The sequence below is a fragment of the Pseudomonas tolaasii NCPPB 2192 genome (assembly GCF_002813445.1).
Classification (GTDB): Bacteria; Pseudomonadota; Gammaproteobacteria; order Pseudomonadales; family Pseudomonadaceae; genus Aquipseudomonas; species Aquipseudomonas tolaasii.
Window position 1 is genome coordinate 4,538,379 of record NZ_PHHD01000001.1, and the last position, 23,676, is coordinate 4,562,054.

Annotated in this window: 20 protein-coding genes; 8 read left to right on the forward strand and 12 right to left on the reverse strand. The window is 63.0% G+C overall.

The window, feature by feature from the left end; translation table 11 throughout:
* The first annotated feature begins 70 nt into the window (after positions 1–70).
* From treS to ATI14_RS21125, 3 genes are read left to right on the forward strand one after another with little or no spacing between them, the layout of a single operon-like run.
* Entirely contained in the window at positions 71–3,418 is a 3,348-nt protein-coding gene (treS, locus tag ATI14_RS21115; RefSeq protein WP_080520098.1) for a maltose alpha-D-glucosyltransferase, read from the forward strand.
* Positions 3,415–5,652, forward strand: a complete 2,238-nt coding sequence (glgB, locus tag ATI14_RS21120; RefSeq protein WP_080520097.1) for a 1,4-alpha-glucan branching protein GlgB — start codon at positions 3,415–3,417, stop codon at positions 5,650–5,652. Before treS ends, glgB begins: the two co-directional genes overlap by 4 nt.
* 51 nt (positions 5,653–5,703) lie before the next feature.
* Entirely contained in the window at positions 5,704–6,870 is a 1,167-nt protein-coding gene (locus tag ATI14_RS21125) for a GGDEF domain-containing protein (protein ID WP_080520096.1), read from the forward strand.
* Positions 6,871–6,873: 3 nt separating this feature from the next.
* On the opposite strand, the gene ATI14_RS21130 is transcribed toward ATI14_RS21125, so the two are convergent.
* The 3 genes from ATI14_RS21130 to ATI14_RS21140 form a co-directional block, all read right to left on the reverse strand.
* A complete protein-coding gene (locus tag ATI14_RS21130) occupies positions 6,874–9,060 on the reverse strand; it encodes a GAF domain-containing hybrid sensor histidine kinase/response regulator (RefSeq protein WP_016969047.1) in 2,187 nt (728 codons plus the stop codon).
* Between the two features lie 140 nt (positions 9,061–9,200).
* Positions 9,201–10,052 carry a CAP domain-containing protein gene (locus ATI14_RS21135; protein ID WP_016969046.1) on the reverse strand — a complete coding sequence of 284 codons (852 nt, stop codon included), beginning with the start codon at positions 10,050–10,052 and terminating at the stop codon, positions 9,201–9,203.
* 81 nt (positions 10,053–10,133) lie between these two features.
* Positions 10,134–11,348, reverse strand: a complete 1,215-nt coding sequence (locus tag ATI14_RS21140) for an MFS transporter (protein ID WP_031319409.1) — start codon at positions 11,346–11,348, stop codon at positions 10,134–10,136.
* A gap of 114 nt (positions 11,349–11,462) precedes the next feature.
* On the opposite strand from ATI14_RS21140, the gene ATI14_RS21145 reads away from it, so the two are divergent.
* Both ATI14_RS21145 and ATI14_RS21150 read left to right on the forward strand, forming a co-directional pair.
* Positions 11,463–12,368, forward strand: a complete 906-nt coding sequence (locus ATI14_RS21145) for a LysR family transcriptional regulator (protein ID WP_016969045.1) — start codon at positions 11,463–11,465, stop codon at positions 12,366–12,368.
* Positions 12,369–12,389: 21 nt separating this feature from the next.
* On the forward strand, positions 12,390–13,061 hold the full coding sequence (locus ATI14_RS21150; protein ID WP_016969044.1) for a GNAT family N-acetyltransferase: 672 nt from the start codon (positions 12,390–12,392) through the stop codon (positions 13,059–13,061).
* A 201-nt stretch (positions 13,062–13,262) separates the two neighbouring features.
* Here ATI14_RS21150 and ATI14_RS21155 read toward each other — a convergent pair whose 3' ends face one another.
* Positions 13,263–13,634, reverse strand: a complete 372-nt coding sequence (locus tag ATI14_RS21155) for a COG4315 family predicted lipoprotein (protein WP_016969144.1) — start codon at positions 13,632–13,634, stop codon at positions 13,263–13,265.
* A gap of 110 nt (positions 13,635–13,744) precedes the next feature.
* Positions 13,745–14,347 carry a TetR/AcrR family transcriptional regulator gene (locus tag ATI14_RS21160; RefSeq protein WP_016969143.1) on the reverse strand — a complete coding sequence of 201 codons (603 nt, stop codon included), beginning with the start codon at positions 14,345–14,347 and terminating at the stop codon, positions 13,745–13,747.
* Positions 14,348–14,431: 84 nt separating this feature from the next.
* Between ATI14_RS21160 and ATI14_RS21165 the strand changes: the two genes are divergently transcribed.
* Positions 14,432–15,031, forward strand: coding sequence for an NAD(P)H-dependent oxidoreductase (locus ATI14_RS21165; protein WP_016969142.1), 600 nt, complete (start codon positions 14,432–14,434; stop codon positions 15,029–15,031).
* Position 15,032: 1 nt separating this feature from the next.
* On the opposite strand, the gene ATI14_RS21170 is transcribed toward ATI14_RS21165, so the two are convergent.
* From ATI14_RS21170 to ATI14_RS21185, 4 genes are all read right to left on the reverse strand, one after another.
* Entirely contained in the window at positions 15,033–15,422 is a 390-nt protein-coding gene (locus ATI14_RS21170) for a hypothetical protein (protein ID WP_016969141.1), read from the reverse strand.
* Positions 15,423–15,454: 32 nt separating this feature from the next.
* A complete protein-coding gene (gene aroA / locus ATI14_RS21175; protein WP_016969140.1) occupies positions 15,455–16,711 on the reverse strand; it encodes a 3-phosphoshikimate 1-carboxyvinyltransferase in 1,257 nt (418 codons plus the stop codon).
* 376 nt (positions 16,712–17,087) lie between these two features.
* On the reverse strand, positions 17,088–17,642 hold the full coding sequence (locus ATI14_RS21180; protein ID WP_016969139.1) for a UPF0149 family protein: 555 nt from the start codon (positions 17,640–17,642) through the stop codon (positions 17,088–17,090).
* A 61-nt stretch (positions 17,643–17,703) separates the two neighbouring features.
* The gene (locus ATI14_RS21185) at positions 17,704–18,972 is read right to left on the reverse strand and encodes a chloride channel protein (protein ID WP_016969138.1); all 1,269 of its coding nucleotides are present in this window, start codon (positions 18,970–18,972) and stop codon (positions 17,704–17,706) included.
* Between the two features lie 192 nt (positions 18,973–19,164).
* Here ATI14_RS21185 and ATI14_RS21190 point away from each other — a divergent pair, with 192 nt between their 5' ends.
* Together ATI14_RS21190 and nudC are read left to right on the forward strand one after the other, a co-directional pair.
* Complete coding sequence (locus ATI14_RS21190) at positions 19,165–19,977, forward strand: crotonase/enoyl-CoA hydratase family protein (RefSeq protein WP_016969137.1); 813 nt, start codon at positions 19,165–19,167, stop codon at positions 19,975–19,977.
* 5 nt (positions 19,978–19,982) lie between these two features.
* Positions 19,983–20,816 carry an NAD(+) diphosphatase gene (gene nudC, locus ATI14_RS21195; RefSeq protein WP_016969136.1) on the forward strand — a complete coding sequence of 278 codons (834 nt, stop codon included), beginning with the start codon at positions 19,983–19,985 and terminating at the stop codon, positions 20,814–20,816.
* On the opposite strand, the gene ATI14_RS21200 is transcribed toward nudC, so the two are convergent.
* The 3 genes from ATI14_RS21200 to ATI14_RS21210 all read right to left on the reverse strand — a co-directional run bounded on the left by ATI14_RS21200 (position 20,784) and on the right by ATI14_RS21210 (position 23,535).
* Positions 20,784–21,563 (reverse strand): TSUP family transporter, encoded by a 780-nt coding sequence (locus ATI14_RS21200; protein WP_016969135.1) that lies wholly within the window; start codon positions 21,561–21,563, stop codon positions 20,784–20,786. The two genes, nudC and ATI14_RS21200, sit on opposite strands and share 33 nt — an antisense overlap.
* Positions 21,564–21,753: 190 nt before the next feature.
* Positions 21,754–22,470: a phosphatidylcholine synthase gene (pcsA, locus tag ATI14_RS21205; protein WP_016969134.1), complete on the reverse strand. Its 717-nt coding sequence runs from the start codon at positions 22,468–22,470 to the stop codon at positions 21,754–21,756.
* Positions 22,471–22,605: 135 nt separating this feature from the next.
* Positions 22,606–23,535, reverse strand: coding sequence for a class I SAM-dependent methyltransferase (locus ATI14_RS21210; protein ID WP_080520687.1), 930 nt, complete (start codon positions 23,533–23,535; stop codon positions 22,606–22,608).
* Between the last annotated feature and the right edge of the window lie 141 nt (positions 23,536–23,676).

Below are 23,676 nucleotides of genomic sequence, written 5' to 3' on the forward strand. Positions count from 1 at the left end.
CAGAGCGTCACAAGAGGCGTTCCCACGCAGAGCGTGGGAACGATCTCCATGAATTCTTCAGGAGTTTCCAATGGCGAAGAAACCCAGCCCCTCCACCTTTATCAAAGACCCGCTCTGGTACAAGGACGCGGTGATCTACCAGGTGCATGTCAAATCCTATTTCGACTCCAATAACGACGGTATCGGCGACTTTCCCGGCCTGATCGCCAAGCTCGACTACATCGCCGACCTGGGTGTGAACACGATCTGGCTGCTGCCGTTCTACCCCTCGCCAAGGCGCGACGACGGCTATGACATTGCCGAATACCGTGGCGTGCACAGCGACTACGGCACCCTGGCCGACGCCAAACGCTTTATCGCCGAGGCCCACAAGCGCGGGCTGCGGGTAATTACCGAGCTGGTGATCAACCACACCTCCGACCAGCACCCCTGGTTTCAGCGCGCGCGCAAGGCCAAACCCGGCTCGGCGGCGCGGGACTTTTACGTGTGGTCCGACGACGATCAGAAATACGACGGCACCCGCATCATTTTCCTCGACACCGAGAAGTCCAACTGGACCTGGGACCCGGTCGCCGGCCAGTACTTCTGGCACCGCTTCTATTCCCACCAGCCGGACCTGAATTTCGACAACCCGCAAGTCATGAAAGCTGTGCTGTCGGTGATGCGCTACTGGCTGGACATGGGCATCGACGGCCTGCGGCTGGACGCCATTCCGTACCTGATCGAACGCGACGGCACCAACAACGAGAACCTGCCTGAAACCCACGATGTGCTCAAACAGATCCGCGCCGAGATCGATGCCCATTACCCCGACCGCATGTTGCTGGCTGAAGCCAACCAATGGCCCGAAGACACGCAGCTGTATTTCGGCGATAAAAAAGGCGATGACGGCGATGAGTGCCACATGGCCTTCCATTTTCCGCTGATGCCGCGCATGTACATGGCCCTGGCCCAGGAAGATCGCTTCCCCATCACCGACATTCTGCGCCAGACCCCGGAGATTCCCGCCAACTGCCAGTGGGCCATTTTCCTGCGCAACCACGATGAGCTGACCCTGGAAATGGTCACCGACAAAGAGCGCGATTACCTGTGGAATTACTACGCCGCTGACCGCCGCGCGCGCATCAACCTGGGCATTCGGCGGCGTCTCGCACCCTTGATGGAGCGCGACCGCCGCCGCGTCGAGCTGCTCAACAGCTTGCTATTGTCGATGCCCGGCACCCCGACCCTGTATTACGGCGATGAAATTGGCATGGGCGACAACATTTATCTGGGCGACCGCGACGGGGTGCGCACGCCGATGCAGTGGTCCATCGACCGTAATGGCGGCTTCTCCCGCGCCGACCCGGCCAGCCTGGTGTTGCCGCCGATCATGGACCCGCTCTACGGGTTTCAATCGGTCAATGTCGAGACCCAGACCCAGGACCCGCATTCGTTGCTGAACTGGACCCGGCGCATGCTCGCCGTGCGCAAGCAGTCCAAGGCGTTTGGTCGGGGCAGCTTGAAAATGCTCTCGCCGAGCAACCGGCGCATTCTGGCCTATACCCGCGAATTTACCGGAGACGACGGGCGTACCGAGATCATTCTGTGCGTGGCCAACGTGTCGCGCAGTGCCCAGGCGGCCGAGCTGGACCTGTCAGCGTTTGCGGGCATGGTTCCGGTGGAGATGCTCGGCGGCAATGCCTTCCCGCCGATTGGCCAGTTGAATTTTCTGCTGACCCTCGCGCCCTATGGCTTTTATTGGTTCGTGCTGGCAGCGGAAAACCAGATGCCCAGCTGGCATGTGGAACCGGCGCAAAGCATGCCGGACTTCACCACCCTGGTCTTGAAAAAACGCATGGAAGAGTTGCTTGAAGAACCGTGTCGCACCAGCCTGGAGCACACGTCGCTGCCGGCCTGGTTGCCCAAGCGGCGCTGGTTCGCCGGCAAGGATGCGGCCATCGAACAGGTGCATATCGCCTATGGCGTAAGGTTTGGTGACCCCCAGCACCCGGTACTGCTCAGTGAAATCGAGGTCACCAGTGGCGGGCAGGTCAGCCGTTATCAGCTGCCATTCGGCTTTCTCGGCGAAGATCAGTTCACCAGCGCCTTGCCGCAACAGCTGGCGTTGGCCCGCGTACGTCGCACGCGGCAGGTGGGGTTGGTCACCGATGCCTTCAGCCTTGAGCCCTTCATTCGCGCGGTCATCCAGGGCCTGCAGGCCGGTACGGTGTTGCAGTCGGATGATGGCGAGCTGCGGTTTGAAGCCACGCAGCACTTGGCGGGCTTGCAACTGACGGACGAATCGGACGTGCGTTATCTCTCGGCCGAGCAGTCCAACAGTTCGGTGGTGGTGGGTGAAAGCCTGGTGCTCAAACTGATCCGCAAAGTCAGCAGCGGGGTGCACCCGGAGCTGGAAATGAGCGCTTACCTGACCGCCGCCGGCTACCCGAATATCTCGCCGCTGCTGGGGTCGATGGTGCGCCGCGACGGGGCAGGGCAGGACAACCTGCTGATGATCGCCCAAGGCTATTTGAGCAATCAGGGTGACGCCTGGGCCTGGACGCAAAACAGCCTGGAACGGGCGATTCGCGATGAGCTGGCCGAGGCCATGTCCGAGCAGGAACAGCATTACAACGCCCTCGGCGAGCTGCAGGACTTTGCCGGTTTGCTGGGCCGGCGCCTGGGTGAGATGCATGGCGTGCTGGCGGCCAAGACCACAGACAAAGACTTCAAGCCCGAGGTCACCACGGCCAGGGACACCCAAGCCTGGGCCAGGGATGTGGGCGCACAGATCGATCGCGCGCTGCAATTACTGAAACTTCATCAAACCCGGTTGAACCCTGCTGATCAGGCGTTGGTCAGTGAACTGCTGGCGCAGAAAAAAGTTATCGGCAGCCATGTTCAGGCGTTGGCGAAAGCCACGGCGGGCGGCTTGCGGATTCGTGTCCACGGTGACTTGCACCTGGGCCAGGTGTTGGTGGTGAAGGGTGATGCCTATTTGATCGACTTTGAGGGCGAGCCGGCGCGGCCGCTGCACGAACGGCGCGGCAAGCACAGCCCGTATAAAGATGTGAGTGGCGTGCTGCGCTCGTTCGATTACGCGGCGGCCATGGCCCTGAATGTGCAAGGCGTTGATCAATCGCCCGAGGCGGACACTGCCCGCAAACGCGTGACCGAGCGTTATTTGAGTGAAGCGCGCGCGGCATTTATCCAGGCTTATCATCAGGCTACGTCTACACTGGCGCATGACTGGCAGGATGCCAAAGGCCAGGACGCAGCGCTGACGTTGTTCAGCCTGGAGAAGGCCGCGTACGAAGTGGCTTACGAAGCGGAAAATCGCCCGACCTGGTTGCCGGTGCCGTTGCAAGGTTTGCACGGCCTGCTCCGCGGGCTCATACCTATATCGAAGACTGCACGCGGTGAGGAGACGTCATGAGCTTTACACATAAAGAACCGCTGCAAGCGAAGCTGACTGCAATGCCGGCGCCCAAAGACGTTGAAGCATTGGTCCGCGCCGAACACCACGACCCGTTCTCGATTCTCGGGCCGCATGATGATGAACAGGGCGGCCAGTTTATCCGTGCGTTTTTGCCTGAAGCGCTCAGCGTTCAGGTGCTCGCCCGTGACGGCGGTGAGCCGATCGGCACGCTCGAGGCGACTCAAGTGCCGGGCCTGTTTGTCGGGCATTTCACCACGCGCCAGCGCTACCTGCTGAAAATCCAGTGGGCCGGTGGCGAGCAAATCACCGAAGACCCCTACAGTTTCAACCAACTGTTGCTGGGTGAGATGGATTTGTACCTGTTTGCCGAAGGCAACCACCGCGACCTCAGCAGCTGTCTGGGGGCGCAAGTGACCACCGTCGATGGCGTGGACGGCGTGCGTTTTGCCGTGTGGGCGCCGAATGCCCGGCGCGTGTCAGTGGTGGGCGATTTCAATGTCTGGGACGGTCGCCGTCATCCGATGCGTTTGCGGCATCCGTCCGGCGTGTGGGAAATCTTTATCCCACGCCTGCAGGCGGGCGCGGCCTACAAATACGAAATCCTCGGTACCCACGGAATTCTGCCGCTCAAGGCCGACCCCATGACACTGGCAACCCAGTTGCCGCCTGACACGGCGTCCAAAGTCGCTGCACCGTTGCAGGTGGACTGGCAGGACCATGAATGGATGCAGTCGCGCACGGAACGGCAAAAAACCACCGCGCCGCTGTCCATTTATGAATTGCACGTAGGCTCCTGGCAGTGCGAGCTGGATGAGGCGGGCGAAGTGTCCCGCCAATATGGCTGGCGCGAGCTGGCCGAGCGCCTGATTCCGTATGTGCAGCAGTTGGGTTTCACCCACATCGAACTGATGCCGATCATGGAGCACCCGTTCGGCGGCTCCTGGGGTTACCAGGCGTTGTCGCAGTTCGCCCCGAGTGCGCGCTTCGGTTCGCCTGAGGACTTCGGGTTTTTCGTCAATGCCCTGCACCAGGCCAATATCGGCGTGATTCTGGATTGGGTACCGGCGCATTTCCCCACCGATACCCACGGGCTGGCGCAGTTCGATGGCACGGCACTGTATGAATATGCCAACCCGCTGGAAGGCTTTCATCAGGACTGGGACACGCTGATCTACAACCTGGGCCGCACCGAAGTGCACGGTTTCATGCTGGCGTCGGCACTGCACTGGCTCAAGCATTTCCATGTCGACGGCCTGCGGGTGGATGCCGTGGCGTCGATGTTGTACCGCGACTATTCGCGCAAGGCGGGCGAGTGGGTGCCCAATCGCCACGGTGGGCGCGAGAACCTGGAAGCCATCGACTTCCTGCGGCATCTGAACGATGTGGTGGCATTGGAGGCACCGGGCGCGCTGGTGATCGCCGAAGAGTCCACGGCGTGGCCGGGGGTCAGCCAGAGCACGCAGCAGGGCGGTCTGGGCTTCAATTACAAGTGGAACATGGGCTGGATGCACGACTCGCTGCATTACATCCAGCAGGACCCGGTGTACCGCGCCCATCATCACAATGAGCTGAGTTTCGGTTTGGTGTATGCCTGGTCGGAACGCTTCATCCTGCCGATTTCCCACGACGAAGTGGTGCACGGCAAACATTCGCTGATCGACAAGATGCCCGGCGACCGCTGGCAGAAATTCGCCAACCTGCGCGCTTACCTGGCGTTCATGTGGATGCACCCCGGCAAAAAGCTGCTGTTCATGGGCTGCGAATTCGGCCAGTGGCGCGAATGGAACCACGACCAGCAACTGGACTGGTACCTGCTGCAATACCCGGAACACCAGGGCGTGCAGAAACTGGTCGGCGACCTCAACCGCCTGTACCGCGACGAACCCGCACTGCACGAGCAGGACGACGCGCCGCAGGGGTTCCAGTGGCTGATCGGCGACGATGCGATCAACAGCGTCTACGCTTGGTTGCGCTGGAGCAAGGACGGCAAGCCGGTGCTGGTGGTGGCCAACTTCACCCCCGTGCCGCGTGAGGCTTATTCCGTGGGTGTGCCCTTTGCCGGGCGCTGGAGCGAGGTGATCAACAGTGACGCCGATATGTATGCCGGTTCCAACTACGGCAACGGCGGCGAGGTGTTTACAGTTGATGAACCGCGCCATGGGCAACCGGTGTCGCTGTCACTGAATTTGCCGCCGCTGGGCGTGCTGATTCTTCGACCGCAGGCCGATTAAGGGCTCTACCGTGGCGGATTCTGTTGTCCGCGCTACTGGCAGGGTGCCACAATGGCGCCTTTGTCGTGGCAGTTGAAACAGGCGGATTTCATGAACGGCCTTGGGCATGGGCAGGACCAGGATGGCTTTATCGAGGAGCAGGTGCGAACCGACCGTTTGCACCAGCTGTTTCGCCAATCGTTCGCCGCGATTTTCGGCAGTTACCTGGGCGCTGTCATGCTGTGCTGGCTGTGCTGGGACCGCTTCGACCACCACGTCATGCTGGTCTGGCTGTCGGTGCTGGCGGTGACGTCACTGCTGCGCATCAAGATGTTCATGGACTGGTTCCGCTGCCCGAACATCGACCGCACGCCGGACCGCTGGGAACGCCGTTACTGGGTCACCTTGATGCTGTCCGCCGGTGTGTGGGGCATTGGCGCCCTGGCGGTGATGCCAACCGACGACCGCGTTTCCCAGGTGCTGGTCATGCTGTTTACCGTGGGCATGTCGGTCAGCGCGGTCTCTTGTTATTCGGCCTACCGCTACATGACCCTCGGCTCCATAGCCCTAGTGCTGTTACCCTGTACGCTGTGGCTGCTGTTTCAGCCATCCTCCATGCAAGTGGGGGTGGCCGTGGCGGTGCTGGTGTTCTCGACCTTTGTGGTCAGCGCCACGCGCAAATTGTCCGATGCTCTGGAAAAAGCCTTCCGCCTGACCCGCCAGATGGAGCGTGCGCACAATATTTCCACGCGCGCCGCCCAGACCGACGAGCTGACCGGGTTAATGAACCGTCGCGCGTTCTTCGAACATGCCCACCTGTTGTACGCACAATGCCGTCACAATCGCCAACCCCTGTGCGCACTGATGCTGGACATGGACCACTTCAAGGACATCAACGACACCTACGGCCACCAGGCCGGCGACCAGGTGTTGCGCCAGATCGGTGGGGTGATCAGCGCGTCGTTTCGCCAGGCCGATGTGTACGGGCGTCTGGGCGGCGAAGAGTTTGCGGTGTTGCTGCCCAATACCTCGCTGGAAACGGCGCGGGACATCGCCGAGCAACTGGTCAAGGCGATTTCCGGGCTGGCCTCCGAGCCGGTGCAGGGGCTCACTGCCAGCCTGGGCGTGGCCTCCACCCGCAGCCTGGATCAAGACCTGCACAGCCTGATGAACACCGCCGACAAGGCGCTGTATCGCGCCAAGGCCCTGGGGCGCAACCAGGTTGCCGTGGCGGAATAACCCTCAGTCGCGCTGCATTGACTTGGCCAGCACCCGCGCCACCTGTTCGGCGGAGTAGGGCTTGGCGAGGAACTCGAAGCCTTCGTAGCCGCTGTCTGCCAGCTCTTCGCTGTAGCCCGAGGTGAGCACCACCGGCAAATCGGCCCGGCGCTGGCGCAGCAGCCGTGCCAGCGCCACGCCGGTCATGCCGGGCATCACCACGTCCGAGAACACTGCATCGAAACCTGCCACGTCCGCGCCGGCGAGGGCCAGCGCTTGTTCGGCATCCGTGGCCCACGTGGTCTGGTAGCCCAGGTCCTGCAAAATCTGGTTGGCGAAACGGCCGACTTCCAGGTTGTCTTCCACCACCAGAATGTGGCGCAGCGCGGCGTCGATTGTCGGGCAGCTTTCTTCGGCGACGGGTAGGGTCGCGGAGACCGGCGACTCCACGGCGGGCAGGTAAAGGGTAAAGGTGGTGCCCTGGCCGACGGTGCTGGCCACGTCGACGTTGCCGCCGGACTGCTTGGCAAACCCGAATACCTGCGAAAGCCCGAGGCCGGTGCCTTTGCCCACGGCTTTGGTGGTAAAGAACGGCTCGAAAATGCGCTCGAACCTGTCGGGCGGAATGCCGACGCCCGTGTCCGCCAAGGCAATCGCCACAAACGGCTGGCGCGCTTCGGCATCACCGCGGATGCGTGGCAGAGCCACCACGTTCGCCACCCTCAGGCACAGGGTGCCCTGGCCATCCATGGCGTCTCGTGCGTTGAGGGCGATGTTGATCAGCGCGGTTTCGAACTGGCTTGAATCGACGCGCACATGGCAGGGCTGTTCGGGCAACTCGATCTGCACATGAATGCGCGCGCCCGTCAGGCTTTCGAGCATTTCGCCGATATTGCGCACCCGCAGGCACACATCGAACACTTCCGGGTTCAGCGGCTGGCGCCGGGCGAAGGCAAGCAACTGGCTGGTGAGTTTGCTGGCGCGCTCCACGGTGTCGCACACCGCGCTCATATAGCGTTGCCGGCGTTCCTCGGACAGGTGAGGCTGGCGCAGAAAATCCATCGATGAACGAATGATGGTCAGGAAATTGTTGAAGTCGTGGGCCACGCCGCCGGTCAACTGGCCGATGGCTTCCAGTTTTTGCGACTGATGCAGCGCAGCCTCGGCCTGGGTCAGCGCGGTGGTGCGTTCTTCCACGCGCTGCTCCAGCGTGGCATTGAGCTCGGTAATCGCCGCCAGGCCCTCACGCACGGCGGCATCGGCACGCACGCGTTCGATATGCGCCCAGGAGCGCTCGGTGACTTCGCCCACCAGCGCCAGGTCATAGGGCGACCAGGCGCGGGCGGCCTTGTCGTGCACGGCCATCAGCGCAGTCAGGCGGCCGTCCTTGATCAGCGGGAAACACACCGTGGCGGTAGCGCCCAATGCCTGGTAGCTGGCGGACTCTTTGGGGGCGAACTCCACGCGGTTGTCACGGATCACCAGCGCTTCGCCGGCGTGCAATTGCCGAACCGCCCGCGCGCCGAATGATGCCAGGCTGTAGCGCCCCACAATGCTCGGCGAACCCGGTGCCGCCCAATTGCCGCGAATGGTGAAGCCGTCTTCATCGGCGTCCATGTCGGCGTAGGCGCAGTTGGAGACGTTCAAGTGCTCGGCCAAAAGGCGGGTGGTGATGGTCATGATGGCTTCGGCATCGGTGGCATTGGCCACGCCGCTGCCGATCGCGTCCAACACTGCCAGGCGCCGTGCCAGGAATACCGTCGCGGTGGTTTCGGTGACGGTATTGAGCATGCCCACCACTTTGCCCAGCGGGTCGCGGATGGGGCTGTAGCAAAAGGTAAAGTAGGTTTGTTCCGGGCCGGCACCGCGCTCGATCACCAGCGGGTAGTTTTCCACGTAAGTGGCGTGCCCTTCGAAAGCCGCCTGGGCGATGGGGCGCACTTCCTCCCAGACTTCCTGCCACACCTCGTTGAACGGGCGGCCCAGGGCGTAGGGCTTGTCGCCGAGGATCGGAATGGCGGCGTCGTTGTAGAGCAGGGTCATGGACGGCCCCCAGATGATCGACTGGGGGAAGCTCGACGCAAAGCACAGTGCGACGGTGGTTTTAAGCACATCCGGCCAGTGTTCCAAGGGCCCCAGGGGCGTGCTGGCCCAATCATGCAGGCGAACCTGCTCGGCCATGTCGCTGCTGCTTTGCAGCCAATTCATCATGGGGTGAACACCTTATCTACAGCGGTCTTGAACACGCATGAATCTGTCGTGGCATTGAGCAACAGACAGGGAGGCCCGTTGCCAGTTCAGTGGGATTATCCACGAGATGGCAATTTGATGCCTATTCAACAGCCGCGCCACTATTGCGAACCCAGAACCCCCGTCCAGTAAATGCCCGCGTCACTCTTGGGGTCCATCGCGTAGGCGGCGCCCAATTCACGAAATTGCGGGTTCATCAGGTTGGCGCAATGGCCGGGGCTGGCGAGCCAGCCGTCCACCACCTTGCGCGGGGTGTCGAGGCCGGCGGCGATGTTTTCGCCGATGTTCTTCGCGATATACCCGGCCAGTTCGGCGCGGTCGCCGGGGGTGCGGCCGTCGTGGTCGAGGTGGTCGAAAAAGTTGCCGTTGGCCATGTTGCGCGTGTGGCTGTTGGCGGCGTTGGCAAGGTCGTCGTTCCACGACAGCGGCGTGGTCGCGGCGAACGCCTGGGTGCCGCACTGGCGCGGTTGTTCACGGGCGGCGTTAATCAGCGTCAGCAGCTGCTTGCCTTCGGTCTGCCAGTCGCCGAGGCCGCTGGTGAGGAGCGGGCGGGCGAGCACGATGCGCCAGTCCTGGCCGCTGTTGCTCACGCCGATGTCGACAAATTGCGGGTCGAGCACCACGCGGCAGAAGCTTTCGCGCACAGCTTTCATGGCAGCCTGGGCATCTTTGGGGCCCGACAGGCTGATGGCCTGCACGTTGACCATCGGGTACGCAGCCCGCGCCAGAGCCTGCTGCAAATCACCGACATTGGTGGCCGGCAGCACCAGCCGTGTGTCGCTGGCCAGCGGCGGCAGCTCCTGGGAACCCTGGTCGCCGCAGCGTTGTACCTGGCTGCGGTATTGGTTGATCTGTTGCACCAACTGACTTTCTTCATTCGCCATCGCGCTGGCGCAGAACGCCATACTGGCGGCCAGCGTCGTAAGACCCATCATCAATGACAGCACGCGCATGGACGTTACCCTTGTGCTTGAAAGTGCCCATGATGCGCGATGTAACCCGGTCTGGCGCAACGCCTTTTTTGTTTTTTTGCCTCAACGGGTGTTTTGCGGGCAACTGGCGGCGCTGTTGCGGCCCCAGGCGAAGGTGCCGGCGAGGAGGATCAGGGCGAGTGCCACGCTGAACGTTACGTGCAGGCCATTCGCCACGTCTGGCGGTGTCGCCTGGGTCACGTCCGGGCAGGCCCAGGCAAACACCGCGCCCAGGGCCGAGGCCCCGACAATCAGCCCAAGATTGCGCGAGAGGTTCAACAGGCCGGAGATCGTGCCGCGCCGTGCCGGTTGCACATCGCTCATCACCGCCGTGTTGTTGGCCGCCTGAAACAGGCTGTACCCCGCGGTGAGGATGACCAGTGACGCGAGGTAGGCCACCAGCCCCGAGGCCAGCGACAGCAGCAGGGCGCCGGTGGCCATGACGCTCAAACCGGCGAGGGTCATGCGCTGGCTGCCGAGGCGGTCAGTCAGGCGCCCGGCCGGTACACCGGTGAGCGCCGCGACGCAGGGGCCGACGGCCATGGCCAGGCCCATCCATGCGGGCGCCAGCTCCAGGCCTCGGGAAAGGTAAAACGGCCCCACGACAAAGGTCGCCATGATCACCGCCGACACCAGTGCGCTCATCGCCAGGCCCGCACGCAAGGCCGGGTCTTTCAGTGGTTGCCAGAAGGAAGGGCGGGTGGTAGCCCGCTCGGCCGGCCGGTCTACCGGCAAGTAACGCCAGGCGAGGGCCGCGCCCAACACACCCAGCGGCAGCCCCGCCAGGAACAGCGCGCGCCAGCCCCACAGGCTGAGCAGCAACCCGCCGACGCTGGGACCCATGGCGGTGCCGACGGCGGACATGGTGCCGAGCAATCCCATCACACGGCCCGTGCGCTCTTGGGTGACCGTGTCGCCGACCAGCCCCAGGGTCATCGCCATCATGCTCGCTGCACCCAGGCCTTGCAGGACACGTGCCGCCACCAACCCTGGCAACGACGGCGCTGCGCCACACAACGCGCAGGCAACGGCAAACAGCAGAAGGCCGCACAGCAGCAAGCGGCGGCGGCCCAGCCGGTCGCCCAAACGGCCTGCACTGACAATCACCGCAGTAATCGCCAGCAGGTAGGCCAATACCACCCACTGCACCGCGTGAAATGACGCATCGAACACCTGCGCCAGCGCGGGCAGGCCGACGTTGGCAATGCTGGTGCCCAGTGACGCGAGCAGCATGGACAGGGACAGGCTCAACAGCGCGCCTCGTGAAGACGTTTGCATGGAAGAACTCCTTGGGTGAACGCAGTTGTCACAAATCTACGGCGCCGACTAACATGGCGGAAGACGCATGGATTGCAGTTAATACCTGCGTATAACGCCTGATCAGGAGCGCCAATGCCCGACTTGAACCTGTTGATCACCCTGGACGTGTTGCTCACCGAAGGCAGCGTTGCCCGCGCCGCCCAGCGCCTGCAACTGAGCCCGTCAGCCATGAGCCGTGCGCTGGCGCGCCTGCGCGAAACCACCGGCGACCCATTGCTGGTGCGCGCCGGACGCGGCCTGGTGCCGACACCACGGGCGCTGGCGCTGCGCGAGCAGGTCAGCCGGTTGGTGCAGGAGGCACAGGCGGTGCTGCGGCCCGCGCAAACGCTGGACCTGGGGCAGGTGGCGCGTACCTTCACGCTGCGCGCCAGTGAGGAGTTTGTCGAAAACCTCGGCCCTGCGTTGCTGGCGCGCATTGCCGTCGAGGCCCCCGGTGTGCGCCTGCGCTTCGTCAACAAGACCGACAAGGATTACGCGCTGTTGCGCGAGGGCAGCGTTGACCTGGTGATCGGCGTGGTCGACCCCGATGCCAGCCCCGAGATCCTGACGCAGGCGCTGTTTCGGGATCGCCTGGTGGGTGTCGTGCGCAGCGGTCACTCGTTGAGTCGGGGCGCCGTCACTGCACAGCGTTTTGCCCAGGGCCGGCACGTCTACGTGTCAAGGCGCGGGCTCGACCGTGGCCAGATCGACGAGGCGCTGGAGGCAAAGGGCCTTACGCGCGACATCAGCACCATCGTCGCCGGGTTTGCCACCGCCATCGCGCTGGCCCGCGACACCGACCTGATCGCCAGCGTGCCCGAACGCTACACCGCCCACCAACGGGAAGGCCTCCACAGCTTCGTGCTTCCGGTAGCGATACCCACGTTCACCGTGGCCATGCTCTGGCACCCGCGCCTGGACGCCGACCTGGCCCACCGCTGGCTGCGCGGCTGTTTGCGCGAGGTCTGCGCGCAACAGGTACAATCGCCGCTGCCTTGACGCGAAACCCCAGGAATCTGCATGTTCAGCCTTACCCGTTACACCACGCCGTGCCCCGAGCCCATCAATGGCCAGATCCTGCAGATGGTGGTGGACAACCTCACCGACATCAGCAGCGTGGCGCTGCCGCCGAGCAACCTGCTGTACAACATTTACCAATATGCCATTGGCTTTGAGGTGCACCTGTACCTCGACGCGTTGGACGGTGCCAAAGGCATTGCCGTGGAATTGGTGGTGGCGGTGGAAGACGAACAGGTCATCGGGTTTTGCCTGTACCTGCCGGTGAAGGATGATCCTGAAGCCTGCGGCATCGCGTTTATGGCGGTGCAGGCCGCGCGTCGGCGCCAGGGCGTTGCGCGGGCGATGCTGCAGGACGTGCTGGCGCGCTATCCCCATGCCGAGCTGGCCTGTGCGGTGGAGAAAGTGCCGGTGTTCGAGGCCATGGGCTTTCAAGTGCGCGGTGCGCGGGGCACTCAGGTACTGATGAACACCCGCGACTACGGCACCGACGGCCTGATGGGCGTGCTCGAGGTGGCGCCAATCTACCGTTCATTGGAAGTGCAGCAAATTCATACCTACCTGCTGAACAAGCATGGCAAGCGTGCGATGGTCGATGCCGAGAAACAGCGCGACCGCCACCTGGATCAACTGACGCGCAAGGCCCGGTTGTTTGTGAGCGAGCGCCAAGGCTGACTCAGCATTTGTGGTGAGCAGGCTTCTTGTGGCGAGCGGGCTTGCCCCGCGTTGGGCCGCGAAGCGGCCCCTATAAAAAACACCGCGTTCTGCCTGGCAGGACGCGGTGTCTGATTTTAGGGCCGCTACGCGGCCCAACGCGGGGCAAGCCCGCTCGCCACAACAAGCCCGCTCGCCACAGGGGGAGGGGCGGTTCAAGCGTTATGGCTTGGCCAGGTTCCAGTTGCCGCCAACGCCGTCACCGGTGATGTCACCCGGCTTGCTGTCCTTGACCCAGGTGTACAGCGCCTGGCCCTTGTAGGCCCATTGCTTGCTGCCGTCGTCACGGCTGATCACGGTGTAGCCGTCGGCATCTTTCGCGTCGGCCTTGGCCGTGAACGCCGGCCAGTTGGCCAGGCATTGGCCGGTGCACACCGATTTGCCCGCGCTGTCTTTGGCGAAGGTGTAGAGGGTCATCCCCTTGCTGTCGACCAGCACTTTGCCTTTGGCGCTGTCGGCCACGCCGGCAGGGGCGGCGAAGGCCATGGACGAGGCGAGCATGACGGCGGCGGCGAGGGTGAGTTTTTTCAGCATGACGAGCTCCTGGGGTTTTCTTGGTTTTAAGTGCCCTGTGCGAGAGTCACAAGGTGTACTCAGGTAAACACCCGTCGTCAGTCTTTATTCCGTGTTCCATGAAACTTCTTTCAACCGCGCCCGCGGTTGACCATCGCCAGAATCGTCGCCAACAGCTCCTGCTGCGCCTCTTCGCGGCTGAGCTCGCCGCTGGCCGCCGCGTGGGACAAGGCTTCGGCGGCGCCCAGCATGGCGCGCAGTCCAGCCTGGGGCACCTGGCCATCCAGCGCGAAGGGCGACAGCGCATCGCGGCATTTGGCGAGAAACACCGCCTCGTAACGGCGCTTGAGGGTTTCCAGCTCCGGCGAACTGCTGAGTGCGGCGATCACCCCCGGAATTTCCCGGCCCTGCAGCAGCACACAGTCGACATAGGACGCGGCAATCACCCAGGCGCGGTCGTCCAGGGTCGCAGCACTGGCTGCAATGGCCTGGGTAAACACCTGGTCCTGGCGCCCGTCGAAATCTTCATACAGCGCGGCCAGCAAGCCGGCGCGGGTGACGAAATGGTCATAGACCACCGGCTTCGTCACGCCGGCCAGTTCAGCCAGGCGGCCCAGCGTCAGGGCCTCGGTGCCTTCTTCGCGCACCAGTTGCCAGGCCACGTCGAGCAATTGGCGCAAGCGATCTTCACGGGATAAACGGCGACGCGGGGCGGGGGATTCATGGCTTGACATGCTTATATACCAAAAGTAACTTACTGTGGGTAGGTTACCAAAGGTAACTTAAACCCAAGCGTAAACCGAAAGGGAGTCAATGTCATGCACGCTCTAATCGTCGTTGCCCATCACGACCCCAAATCCCTGACCCACAGCGTGGCCGCACAGGTCGCCGCCGGCCTCACGGCGGCCGGCCACACCTTTGAAATCGCCGACCTCGCCGCCGAAGGATTTGACCCGCGCTACGGCGCTGCCGACCACCGTGTACATCGTGAGCGCGCCACGCCGCCAGCCGACGTGCTGGCCGAGCAGGCGCGCATCGAGCGTGCCGACGCATTGGTGCTGGCTTTCCCGATTTACTGGTGGTCCATGCCGGCCCTGCTCAAAGGCTGGGTTGACCGCGTGTTCGTCAACGGTTGGGCCATCGACTACGGCCCGGACATGCCGGTGGTGAAGAAACTGCGGCATCTGCAGGTGCACCTGCTGGCCCTCGGCGCGGCGGATGACAGCGCGTTTGACCGCCACGGTTACGCCAAGGCCATGCGCACGCAGATCGACTACGGGGTTTTTGATTACTGCGGGGCGCAGGTGGTGACGTCCGAGTTGCTGCTGGATTCGGAAAGCGGCACGGCGCAGGCGCATCTGCACACGGCGCACGCCTTGGGTCAGGGCCTGTTTGAAAGCGAAGCGGTGGCCGGATAGTTCATCCCTGGCCAAACAGGTCGTGGGCGTCCAGCAGGCGGTAGGCAATTTCCGGGCGTTTTTCCAGGCCTCGGCGAATTGCGGCCGGGATCGATTGCCGGGTCTTGCGGCACATGCCTGGCAGTTCGTCGATCACTATCTGAATGCCGCGCATGCTTCTGACTTCGGTGTGGCCTGGCGCGATATGCACGCGGATGCCCAACTGGTCGAACATCCGCTGTTGCATATGTTCCAGGTCTTGCAGGCTTTTGAGGTCTTCAAGGCGGTCGAGCAGGCGCTTTTCTTCCTGACGTGTCAGCCCGAGGATGCGCACATCCGCGCCAGGCGCTTCAAGCAGTTGCTCGCGTTCGCAGACGCAAGCGCCGGGCGGGCAGGGTTGGCGAAGTGTCATGTGCTTTCCCTCCCCATCGCGGCGCTGGTGGTTCAGTAGCTCAGTGCAACCCCGAGGCTGCCCAGGGCGTTCCAGTACTCAGGGTAGGTCTTGGCTACGCAGTCCGGGTCCTGAATGCGGATACCCGAGACTTTCAGCCCCGCCAGGGCAAAGCACATGGCGATGCGATGATCGGCATGGGTGTCGATCAGCGCGCTGCACGAGGTGCCGGCCAGCGCCGGGTCGCTTGCCACCAGCAGGTCATCGCCTTCAATGGTTGCCAGGCCCGGGCGGATTTCATTGAGGCCGTCATGCAGCGCTTGCACGCGGTCACATTCCTTGACGCGCAGGTTCGCCAGCTCAGTGAAACGCACCGGCGTGTTGTTGAACGCGGCGAGTACCGCCAGGGTCGGGATGGCGTCCTGCATCTGCGAGCCGACCACCGTGGCTTGCATGTTCGGGAACTGCGCGATCACGGCCTGGGCCTTGGCGTCCGGTTGGGTGAAGTCTTGCGCGGCGACGCCGATGTCGATGTGCCCGCCGGTCAGCACTTCAGCGGCCCACAGGTAGGTGGCGGCCGAGGCGTCGGGTTCGATCAGGTAGTCATGGGCGGTGTAGCCGGTGGCCGCCACGCGCCAGGTGGTGTCGTCAACCGCTTCGACCTGCGCACCGAAGGCGCGCATGCAGTCCAGGGTCAGGTCCACGTAGCCACGGGCGCCGATGTCCTTGCCGGTCAGCGCCACTTCAATCGGCGCCTCGCCGCAGGCAGCGAGCATCAGCAGGGCCGATACGTACTGGCTGGACAAGCCACCGTCAATCTCGAAACGCTTGGCCTGCACCTTGCCCACGCCATGTACGGTCACGGGCGGGCAGCCGGTCGGGCTGTCGACCTGAATGCCGTTCTGGCCGAGGGTGGTCAGCAGCGGGCCGATCGGGCGCTTTTGCATGTAGTCGTCGCCGGTCAGCACCACGGTGCCTTGCACGGTGGCCACGGCCGCAGTGAGAAAGCGCATGGCCGTGCCGGCGTTGCCGAGAAACAGCGGCTGTGCGGGCAGTTGCAGCTTGCCGGAGCCGGTCACGACGAAGGTGGTGTCGTCCGGCTCGTCGATGGTCACGCCCATTTGGCGCAGGGCTACTGACATGTGGCGGGTGTCGTCGCTTTTCAGCGCACCGCTCAAACGGCTGGTGCCCTTGGCCAGGGCCGCCAGCAACAGGGCGCGGTTGGTAATGGATTTGGAGCCGGGGGGTGCGACCTTGCCTGTGAGGGGGAAATTGGGCGGTGTAACGGTCACGGTTTTCTGCGAACTCAAGGTACAGGGCTCCTGATTCAAGGCACGATCGGCGGGCGGACCCGAATAATCGGGCAAAGCGGCGGTGCTTGTCGAGCGTGGGGTGGTAATGCGTGGGTTATTGGGTGTACACCGGCCTGATTGTGGGAGCTGGCTTGCCTGCGATGGCGGTCTGTCGGGGTACATATCCGTTTTTTTGGTGATGGCTGAGATTGATTCCGCCCTTACGGCGGGTCACTTTGCAAAAGCGGCAAAGTAACCAAAACGCTCTTGCCCCAACACTCGGCACCTCGCTCACGCTCGGTGTGCCCCCAAATCCCTGCCGAATTCCGGCCAGCGTGTTTTAACGGGGCGCCTGAGATCAAGATCAAGATCAAAAGCCAGGGCAAAAGCCTAATTATCGTTTTGCCAACCAGTAATCATGCAGCGCTCGCGCTGCCGGTTCGATTTCGCTGACGCGTTGTTGATGGGCGTTTACATCCAGGTCGGTGGGCAGTTCGAAGTTGTCCTGTTCGGCGCACCAGGAGATTTTCTCCAGTTGCGCGGCCTGTTCGGTGGGCATCTCTGGCCAGTTGCCGATGGCGGCGCCACGGATGTAGCCGAAGCACCATTCTTCGGCGAGTGTGACGACCTGGCCCTGATGCTCGGTGTCATCGAAGCGTGCCTTGAAGCCTTGCGCGTCGGTGGCCAGTTGCGCGGCGAGGGTGTTCATGTGGCGCACGCACAGTTCCAGGAAGCGCTGGGCTTCGTCGGCGCTTTCCCAGTTCGGGTTCTGCCCGCCGAAAATCCCCGGGAACCACTCGCCGACATCCACTTGCGCGGGGCTTGAGACCAGTGCGGTGAAGTAGCCGTCGAGTTCGGCCAGGTTCAGCACGGAATGGTCGTCGCCGTACTTGAGCAGGGTGTCTTCGATGAATTCGTAATCGGCGGGGGCGAGGGGTTGGGCGTGCATGGCGGTTCCTTTGAACGTCGAGCGCCGCTGGTGGGGCGGCTTAAAGCGCGAAGGATGGTACTTAGGCCGGTTTTTTTCCAGCACTTTCCCGGTTCTGGCACCACTTGCTCACGCACATCGAGCCCACCACCGCCAGGATGATCGGCACCAGAAAGTCATGGTCGATACGCGTGAATTCGGCCACCAGCACAATCGCCGTCAACGGCATGCTCATGCTGGCGGCCAGGAACGCCGCCGCGCCGATGATCGCAAAGGCGCCCAGCGGAATGCCCGGCCACACCAGGCTCCAGGCGCCGCCGAGGATGATCGCCAGCAGTGCGCCGTTGGCCAGCCCGGGCGTGAGCAGGCCGCCCTCGGCCCCCGCACGCAGGCTGCTGGCGGTGATCAGCACCTTCACCACCAGCAGCAACGCGGCCAGGCCAATGGTCAGTTCATTGTCGAAACCCAATTGCGCCGGGCCTTTGCCGTTGCCGAGGATTTGCGGCAGCAGCATGGCCAGCCCGCCGATGAGCGTGAAGTTGATCAACGACAGCACCGGCAAGCGCCAGCCGCGCGCTGCATTTGCCCGGGCGGCACCCATCAGGCGGGTAAACCCGTACGCCGCCAGGCCGAACACCGGCCCGCACACCACGGCCCAGGCGATCAGCCTGGGGCTCAGTACAAAGTGCGGCACCACGTATTGCGATTCCGCGCCCAAGCCGATCCATGCCACTGACGCTCCGATCGCCGACGTCGCCAGGGCAATGACCGCCGCCGGCCAACTGAACGCGCCCACCAGCACTTCCAGCACAAACACCGCGCCGCCCAGGGGCACATTATAAACAGCAGCCAGGCCCGCACCGGCGCCGCAGGCGACGATCAGGCGATGCATCGGCGGCGTCAGCCGTGCGCGCTGCGACAGCCACGTAGCGGCCAGCGCGCCGACTTCCCGTGGCGCCACTTCACGCCCCAGTGGCGAGCCAAGGGCCACGGTGATGATTTGCAGCACAGCGTGGGCGAGGGTGGTCTTGGGCGGCATGATCGGCATCTTTTCCGACACCGCCTGCTTGATGCTCACCAGCGGGCGCCCATAGCGATAAATCGTCCACCAGCCGAGCCCGGCCACCAGCCCGCAGATCACCAGCACCAGCAAGCGCCGTTCGGGCGCGGCCGCCGTCACACCCAGCAGGAAGGTTTCGTGGCTGACCAGGCTGTCGAGGCTGTAGCCGTAAGCCAAATGTTGTATGCCATGCAGCAGCAACGCCAGCAGCATCCCGCCCAGGCCTGCGCCGACGCCGGTCAGCACGACCACCAGGGCCAGAATCAACGATGAACGAAACGTGGACGGCATAAACGGCTCCAGGCAATGGCCCTGATTGTATAGCCGATAAGTTGCGGCTCCGGCGTGAAATGTATCGGCGCCCCATGAAGCCTTCGCCCACAACATTTCATTACGTTTGCCAGTCCCGTTTTTGGCCGATGCGCCGTCACACTCCCTTGTTATAGTTCTGGCCTTATCACTCGCCAGTCAGGGAACACTGCCATGTCCGAATACCAAGCCTTCGTCGTCGAACTCACCGGAAACGTTGCCCATGTGCAGATCAACCGCCCGGAAAAGATCAACGCCATGAACGCGGCGTTCTGGACCGAAATCATCGACATCTTCCAGTGGGTCGAAGACACCGATGCCGTACGCGCCGTGGTGCTCAGCGGGGCCGGCAAGCATTTTTCTTCCGGCATTGACCTGATGATGCTGGCTTCGGTGGCCAACGAGTTCGGCAAGGACGTGGGCCGCAACGCGCGCCTGCTGCGGCGCAAAATCCTTGAGCTGCAAGCTTCGTTCAACGCCGTGGACAGCTGCCGCAAACCTGTACTGGCGGCGATTCAGGGCTATTGCATCGGCGGCGCCATCGACCTGATCAGCGCCTGCGACATGCGCTACGCCGCCGAGGGTGCGCAGTTTTCGATCAAGGAAATCGATATCGGCATGGCCGCCGACGTCGGCACCCTGCAACGCCTGCCGCGCATTATCGGCGACGGCATGCTGCGTGAGCTGGCTTACACGGGCCGCCAATTTGGTGCCGAGGAAGCGCGCAACATCGGCCTGGTCAATCGCGTGTATGCCGATCAGGAAAGCCTGTTGGCCGGGGTGATGGAAATCGCCCATGAAATCGCCGCCAAATCGCCGATTGCCGTGACCGGCACCAAGGCCATGGTCAGCTACATGCGTGACCATACGGTCAAAGATGGTCTGGAATACGTTGCCACCTGGAACTCGGCTATGTTGCAATCCAACGACCTGCGCGTGGCCATCGCGGCCCATATGAGCAAGCAGAAACCCGAATTCGTGGATTGACTGACATGACCCCAGGCTGGATTACCACAACGCTGCTGGACAACGACGCCCCCGGCGGCTGGGCCGTGGCCCGCAGCCGCGAAGGCTTTTTGCATGACACCAATGGCCCGCTGTTCCCCAGGGAGTGGCTCAAGCGCCAGGACCTGCCGGTGTTCGCCGAGCACGGTATCGGCCACCTCGACGGCGAGCCGGTGTACCTGCTGGAGTTGGACGCCGCCGCCCATGTGGAAGGCTGCAGCTGGCAGGGCCTGCGCGCCTTCATGCTGCAAGGCGACCACACGCTGTACAAAGTGCTGGGCTACGCGGCGCAGATCGGCACCTGGGCGCGGGAACACCGGTTCTGCGGCAGTTGCGGCCAGGCCATGGTCCAGGTGCCGCGCGAGCGTGCGATGTATTGCCAGGCGTGCGACCTGCGCAGCTACCCACGGATTTCACCGAGCATGATCGTGCTGGTGACCCGTGGCGACGAAATCCTGCTGGCGCGCTCGCCGCGTTTTGTCACTGGCGTCTACAGCACCCTGGCCGGGTTCGCCGAGCCGGGTGAGTCGGCCGAAGACTGCCTGATTCGCGAAGTGCGCGAAGAAGTGCAGGTGGAGGTCAAGAACATCCAGTACATGGGCAGTCAGTGCTGGCCGTTCCCGCATTCGATGATGCTGGGCTTCCACGCCGAATATGCCGGCGGCGACATCGTGCCCCAGGCCGACGAGATCGAGGACGCGCAGTGGTTCAACATCCACGACCTGCCGCCGTTGCCGGCGTCACGTTCGATTGCGCGTTACCTGATCGACCTCTACTTGGCGCGCCGCTTAGGCCACGCTGAACCAGTGCTGCCAGGCTAGGCGCACGGTCAGGCCGAGGACTACGGTGATAAACACCGGGCGAATGAATTTGGCGCCGCCGCTGATAGCGCTGCGTGCGCCAAAAAACGCGCCACACATCACCGAAACGCCCATCGCCAGGCCGACGATCCAGTCCACCGAACCATTGATGATGAACACCGTCAGCGCGCCCGCGTTGCTGACGAAGTTCATGCTGCGCGCCACGCCGCTGGCTTTGACCAGGTCGATGGGGTGCAGCAGCATCGTGCTGACGGTCCAGAACGCGCCCGTGCCGGGGCCCGCCACGCCGTCGTAGAAGCCCAGGCCAAAGCCCTGGGTGGATTGCCATTTCTTCTTGATCGGTGCCTCGGCGTCCAGCGGCGCCTTGGGCGTGCCGCCGAACAGCAGATAGACGCCACAGGCGAAGACAATCACCGGGAGCATTTTGTTGAGGGTTTCGGCGGGCAGGTAATGGGCGACGATTGCGCCACTCAGTGCACCAATCAGCGTGCCGACGATGGCGTGCACCCATTGGCGCGGGTGGAACAGCTTGCGCCGATAGAAGGTGAAACTGGCGGTGGCCGAGCCGAAGGTGGAACTCAGTTTGTTGGTGCCCAGTACCAGGTGCGGTGGCATGCCTGCGGTGAGCAGGGCCGGGGTGGTCAGCAGGCCGCCGCCGCCGGCGATGGCGTCGATGAAACCGGCGATAAAGGCGACAAAGGCCAGGATGGCCAGGGTGGTGAGGTCAACGCTGAGTTCGAAGGGCATGGGCAGGCTTATTATTGGCAGAGTGCGCAGCGAAGGGGCTGCGCCAAAGGCCGCCATCTTACTCGCCAGCTGTATGGAGTTCCAATGTGGGAGCTGGCTTGTGTGGGAGCTGGCTTGCCTGCGATAGCATCACTGCGGTGCAACTGACATACCGAGCTGTCTGCATCGCAGGCAAGCCAGCTCCCACATTTTATTTATGGGTGCCCAGCCACTCCAGCGCCGTACGCCACACACAAATCCCCAGGAAATACGCCGACATCAGCGACCACAATCCAAATGTCCACGGGTTGGTATTCGGGTAATCCACCACCATCAAAAAGCTGCACAGCAACCAGATGGTGGTCACCGCGATGTTGATCGGCATGAAGCGCTTGACCCGAAACGGGTGTAAAAACTTCATTGGCGTGACGGTCAGCAGCGCCAGGCCGATCACGGTTGCCAACGTTACCCAGGCTTCAGGCTGGATGATGTACACGCACAAGGCGACCACATTCCATGCCGCCGGAAAGCCGACGAAGTAGTTGTCCTTGCTCTTCATGTTCACATTGCAGAAGCAGAACAGCGAGGACACCAGGATCACCGACACGGTAAACAGGTGGGTAAAGTCCGGCAGGTCGATATAGCGGTAGATAAACAGCGCAGGGATGAACACGTAGGTCAGGTAGTCGATCACCAGGTCCAGCACCGAGCCGTCGAAGCTGGGCAAGACCGTGCTGACATTGACCCGCCGCGCGAGGGAACCGTCGACGCCATCGACCACCAGCGCCAGGCCCAGCCACAACAGGCAGGCCTTGGGCGAGTTTTCCAGCAGCGCCAGGGTGGCCAGGAAGGCCAGCACCACACCGGTGGCGGTGAAGCCGTGGGCGCCCCAGGCTTTGAGTCTGGCTACATGCAGGGTCGATATCACGGGCGGTTCTCCAAAAAGGTGAAACGGGGCAGCCGACAACGTAACGCCGTCGAGTCTGGCCGGGGAATGCAGGTATCGACCGGGAAGGGGGTAATAAGGTTCACCGCCCCGGTGTATCACTTAGCGTAGCAAGCGTCAGGCGTTTCGGCATCTGCCCTGACGGAACACCAAGGCTTTCAAACCGCTTTGCGGGTCAATATCAGGAAATTCCGGCGGGTTTTCCAGCCGCTCCACAAAGTGCAGGCCCGGTGCTTCGCGGGTGACGCCGTCAATCAGGAAGTCTTCACCGAAGGCCGGGTCGTTCATGCAGGCCAATACTGTGCCGTGCGCGGTGAGCAAATCCGGCAGGCGACGCAGCACGCGCTGATAGTCCTTGGTCAGCAAAAAACTGCCTTTCTGGAAGGACGGCGGGTCGATGATCACCAGATCATAAGGGCCGCTGTTGGTGACTTTTGCCCAGGACTTGAACAGGTCATGGCCCAGAAAGCTGACCTTGCTCAGGTCGTGACCGTTCAGGCGATGGTTGTCGCGGCCCCGGCTCAGGGCGCCACGGGCCATGTCGAGGTTCACGACGTGGTCGGCACCGCCTTCAATCGCCGCCACCGAGAACCCGCAAGTGTAGGCGAACAGGTTAAGCACGCGTTGCCCCTCGGCCTGCTCACGCACCCAGTTGCGGCCGTAGCGCATGTCGAGGAACAGCCCGCTGTTCTGTTTTTTACCCAGGTCGATCAGGTAACGCAGGCCGCCTTCGGTGATGGTCAGCTCATCCACGGCTTCACCGCACAGCCATTCGGTGGTGCTTTGCGGCAGGTAGCGGTGTTGCAAGGCGACGGTGTAAGCGCCGAACCCGGTTTGCAACAGGTGTTTCAGGGCGTCGAGCGGCGCAGGCTCGGGCTCCTTGAAGAGCGAGACCAGCACCACGCCTTGCAACCAGTCTACGGTCAACTGCTCCAGCCCCGGCCAGCAGCGACCACGGCCGTGAAACAGGCGGCGGGTTTCGGCCGGCGGGTTGGCCAGAACGGTGAGCAAGTGGGCGTGCAGGGTGGCGAGGGCGTCCGGGTTCATCGTTAAACGTCAGTCATTGAGCGGGCGGCATTTTAAACACAGTTGCGCACTGTGTGGGCATCGAAGCACAACGTGCTGGCGAAAAGACCTTTTGCAGTGATTCATGCTCAAATTCATGAAAACTGCGCCTGATATCAGGCA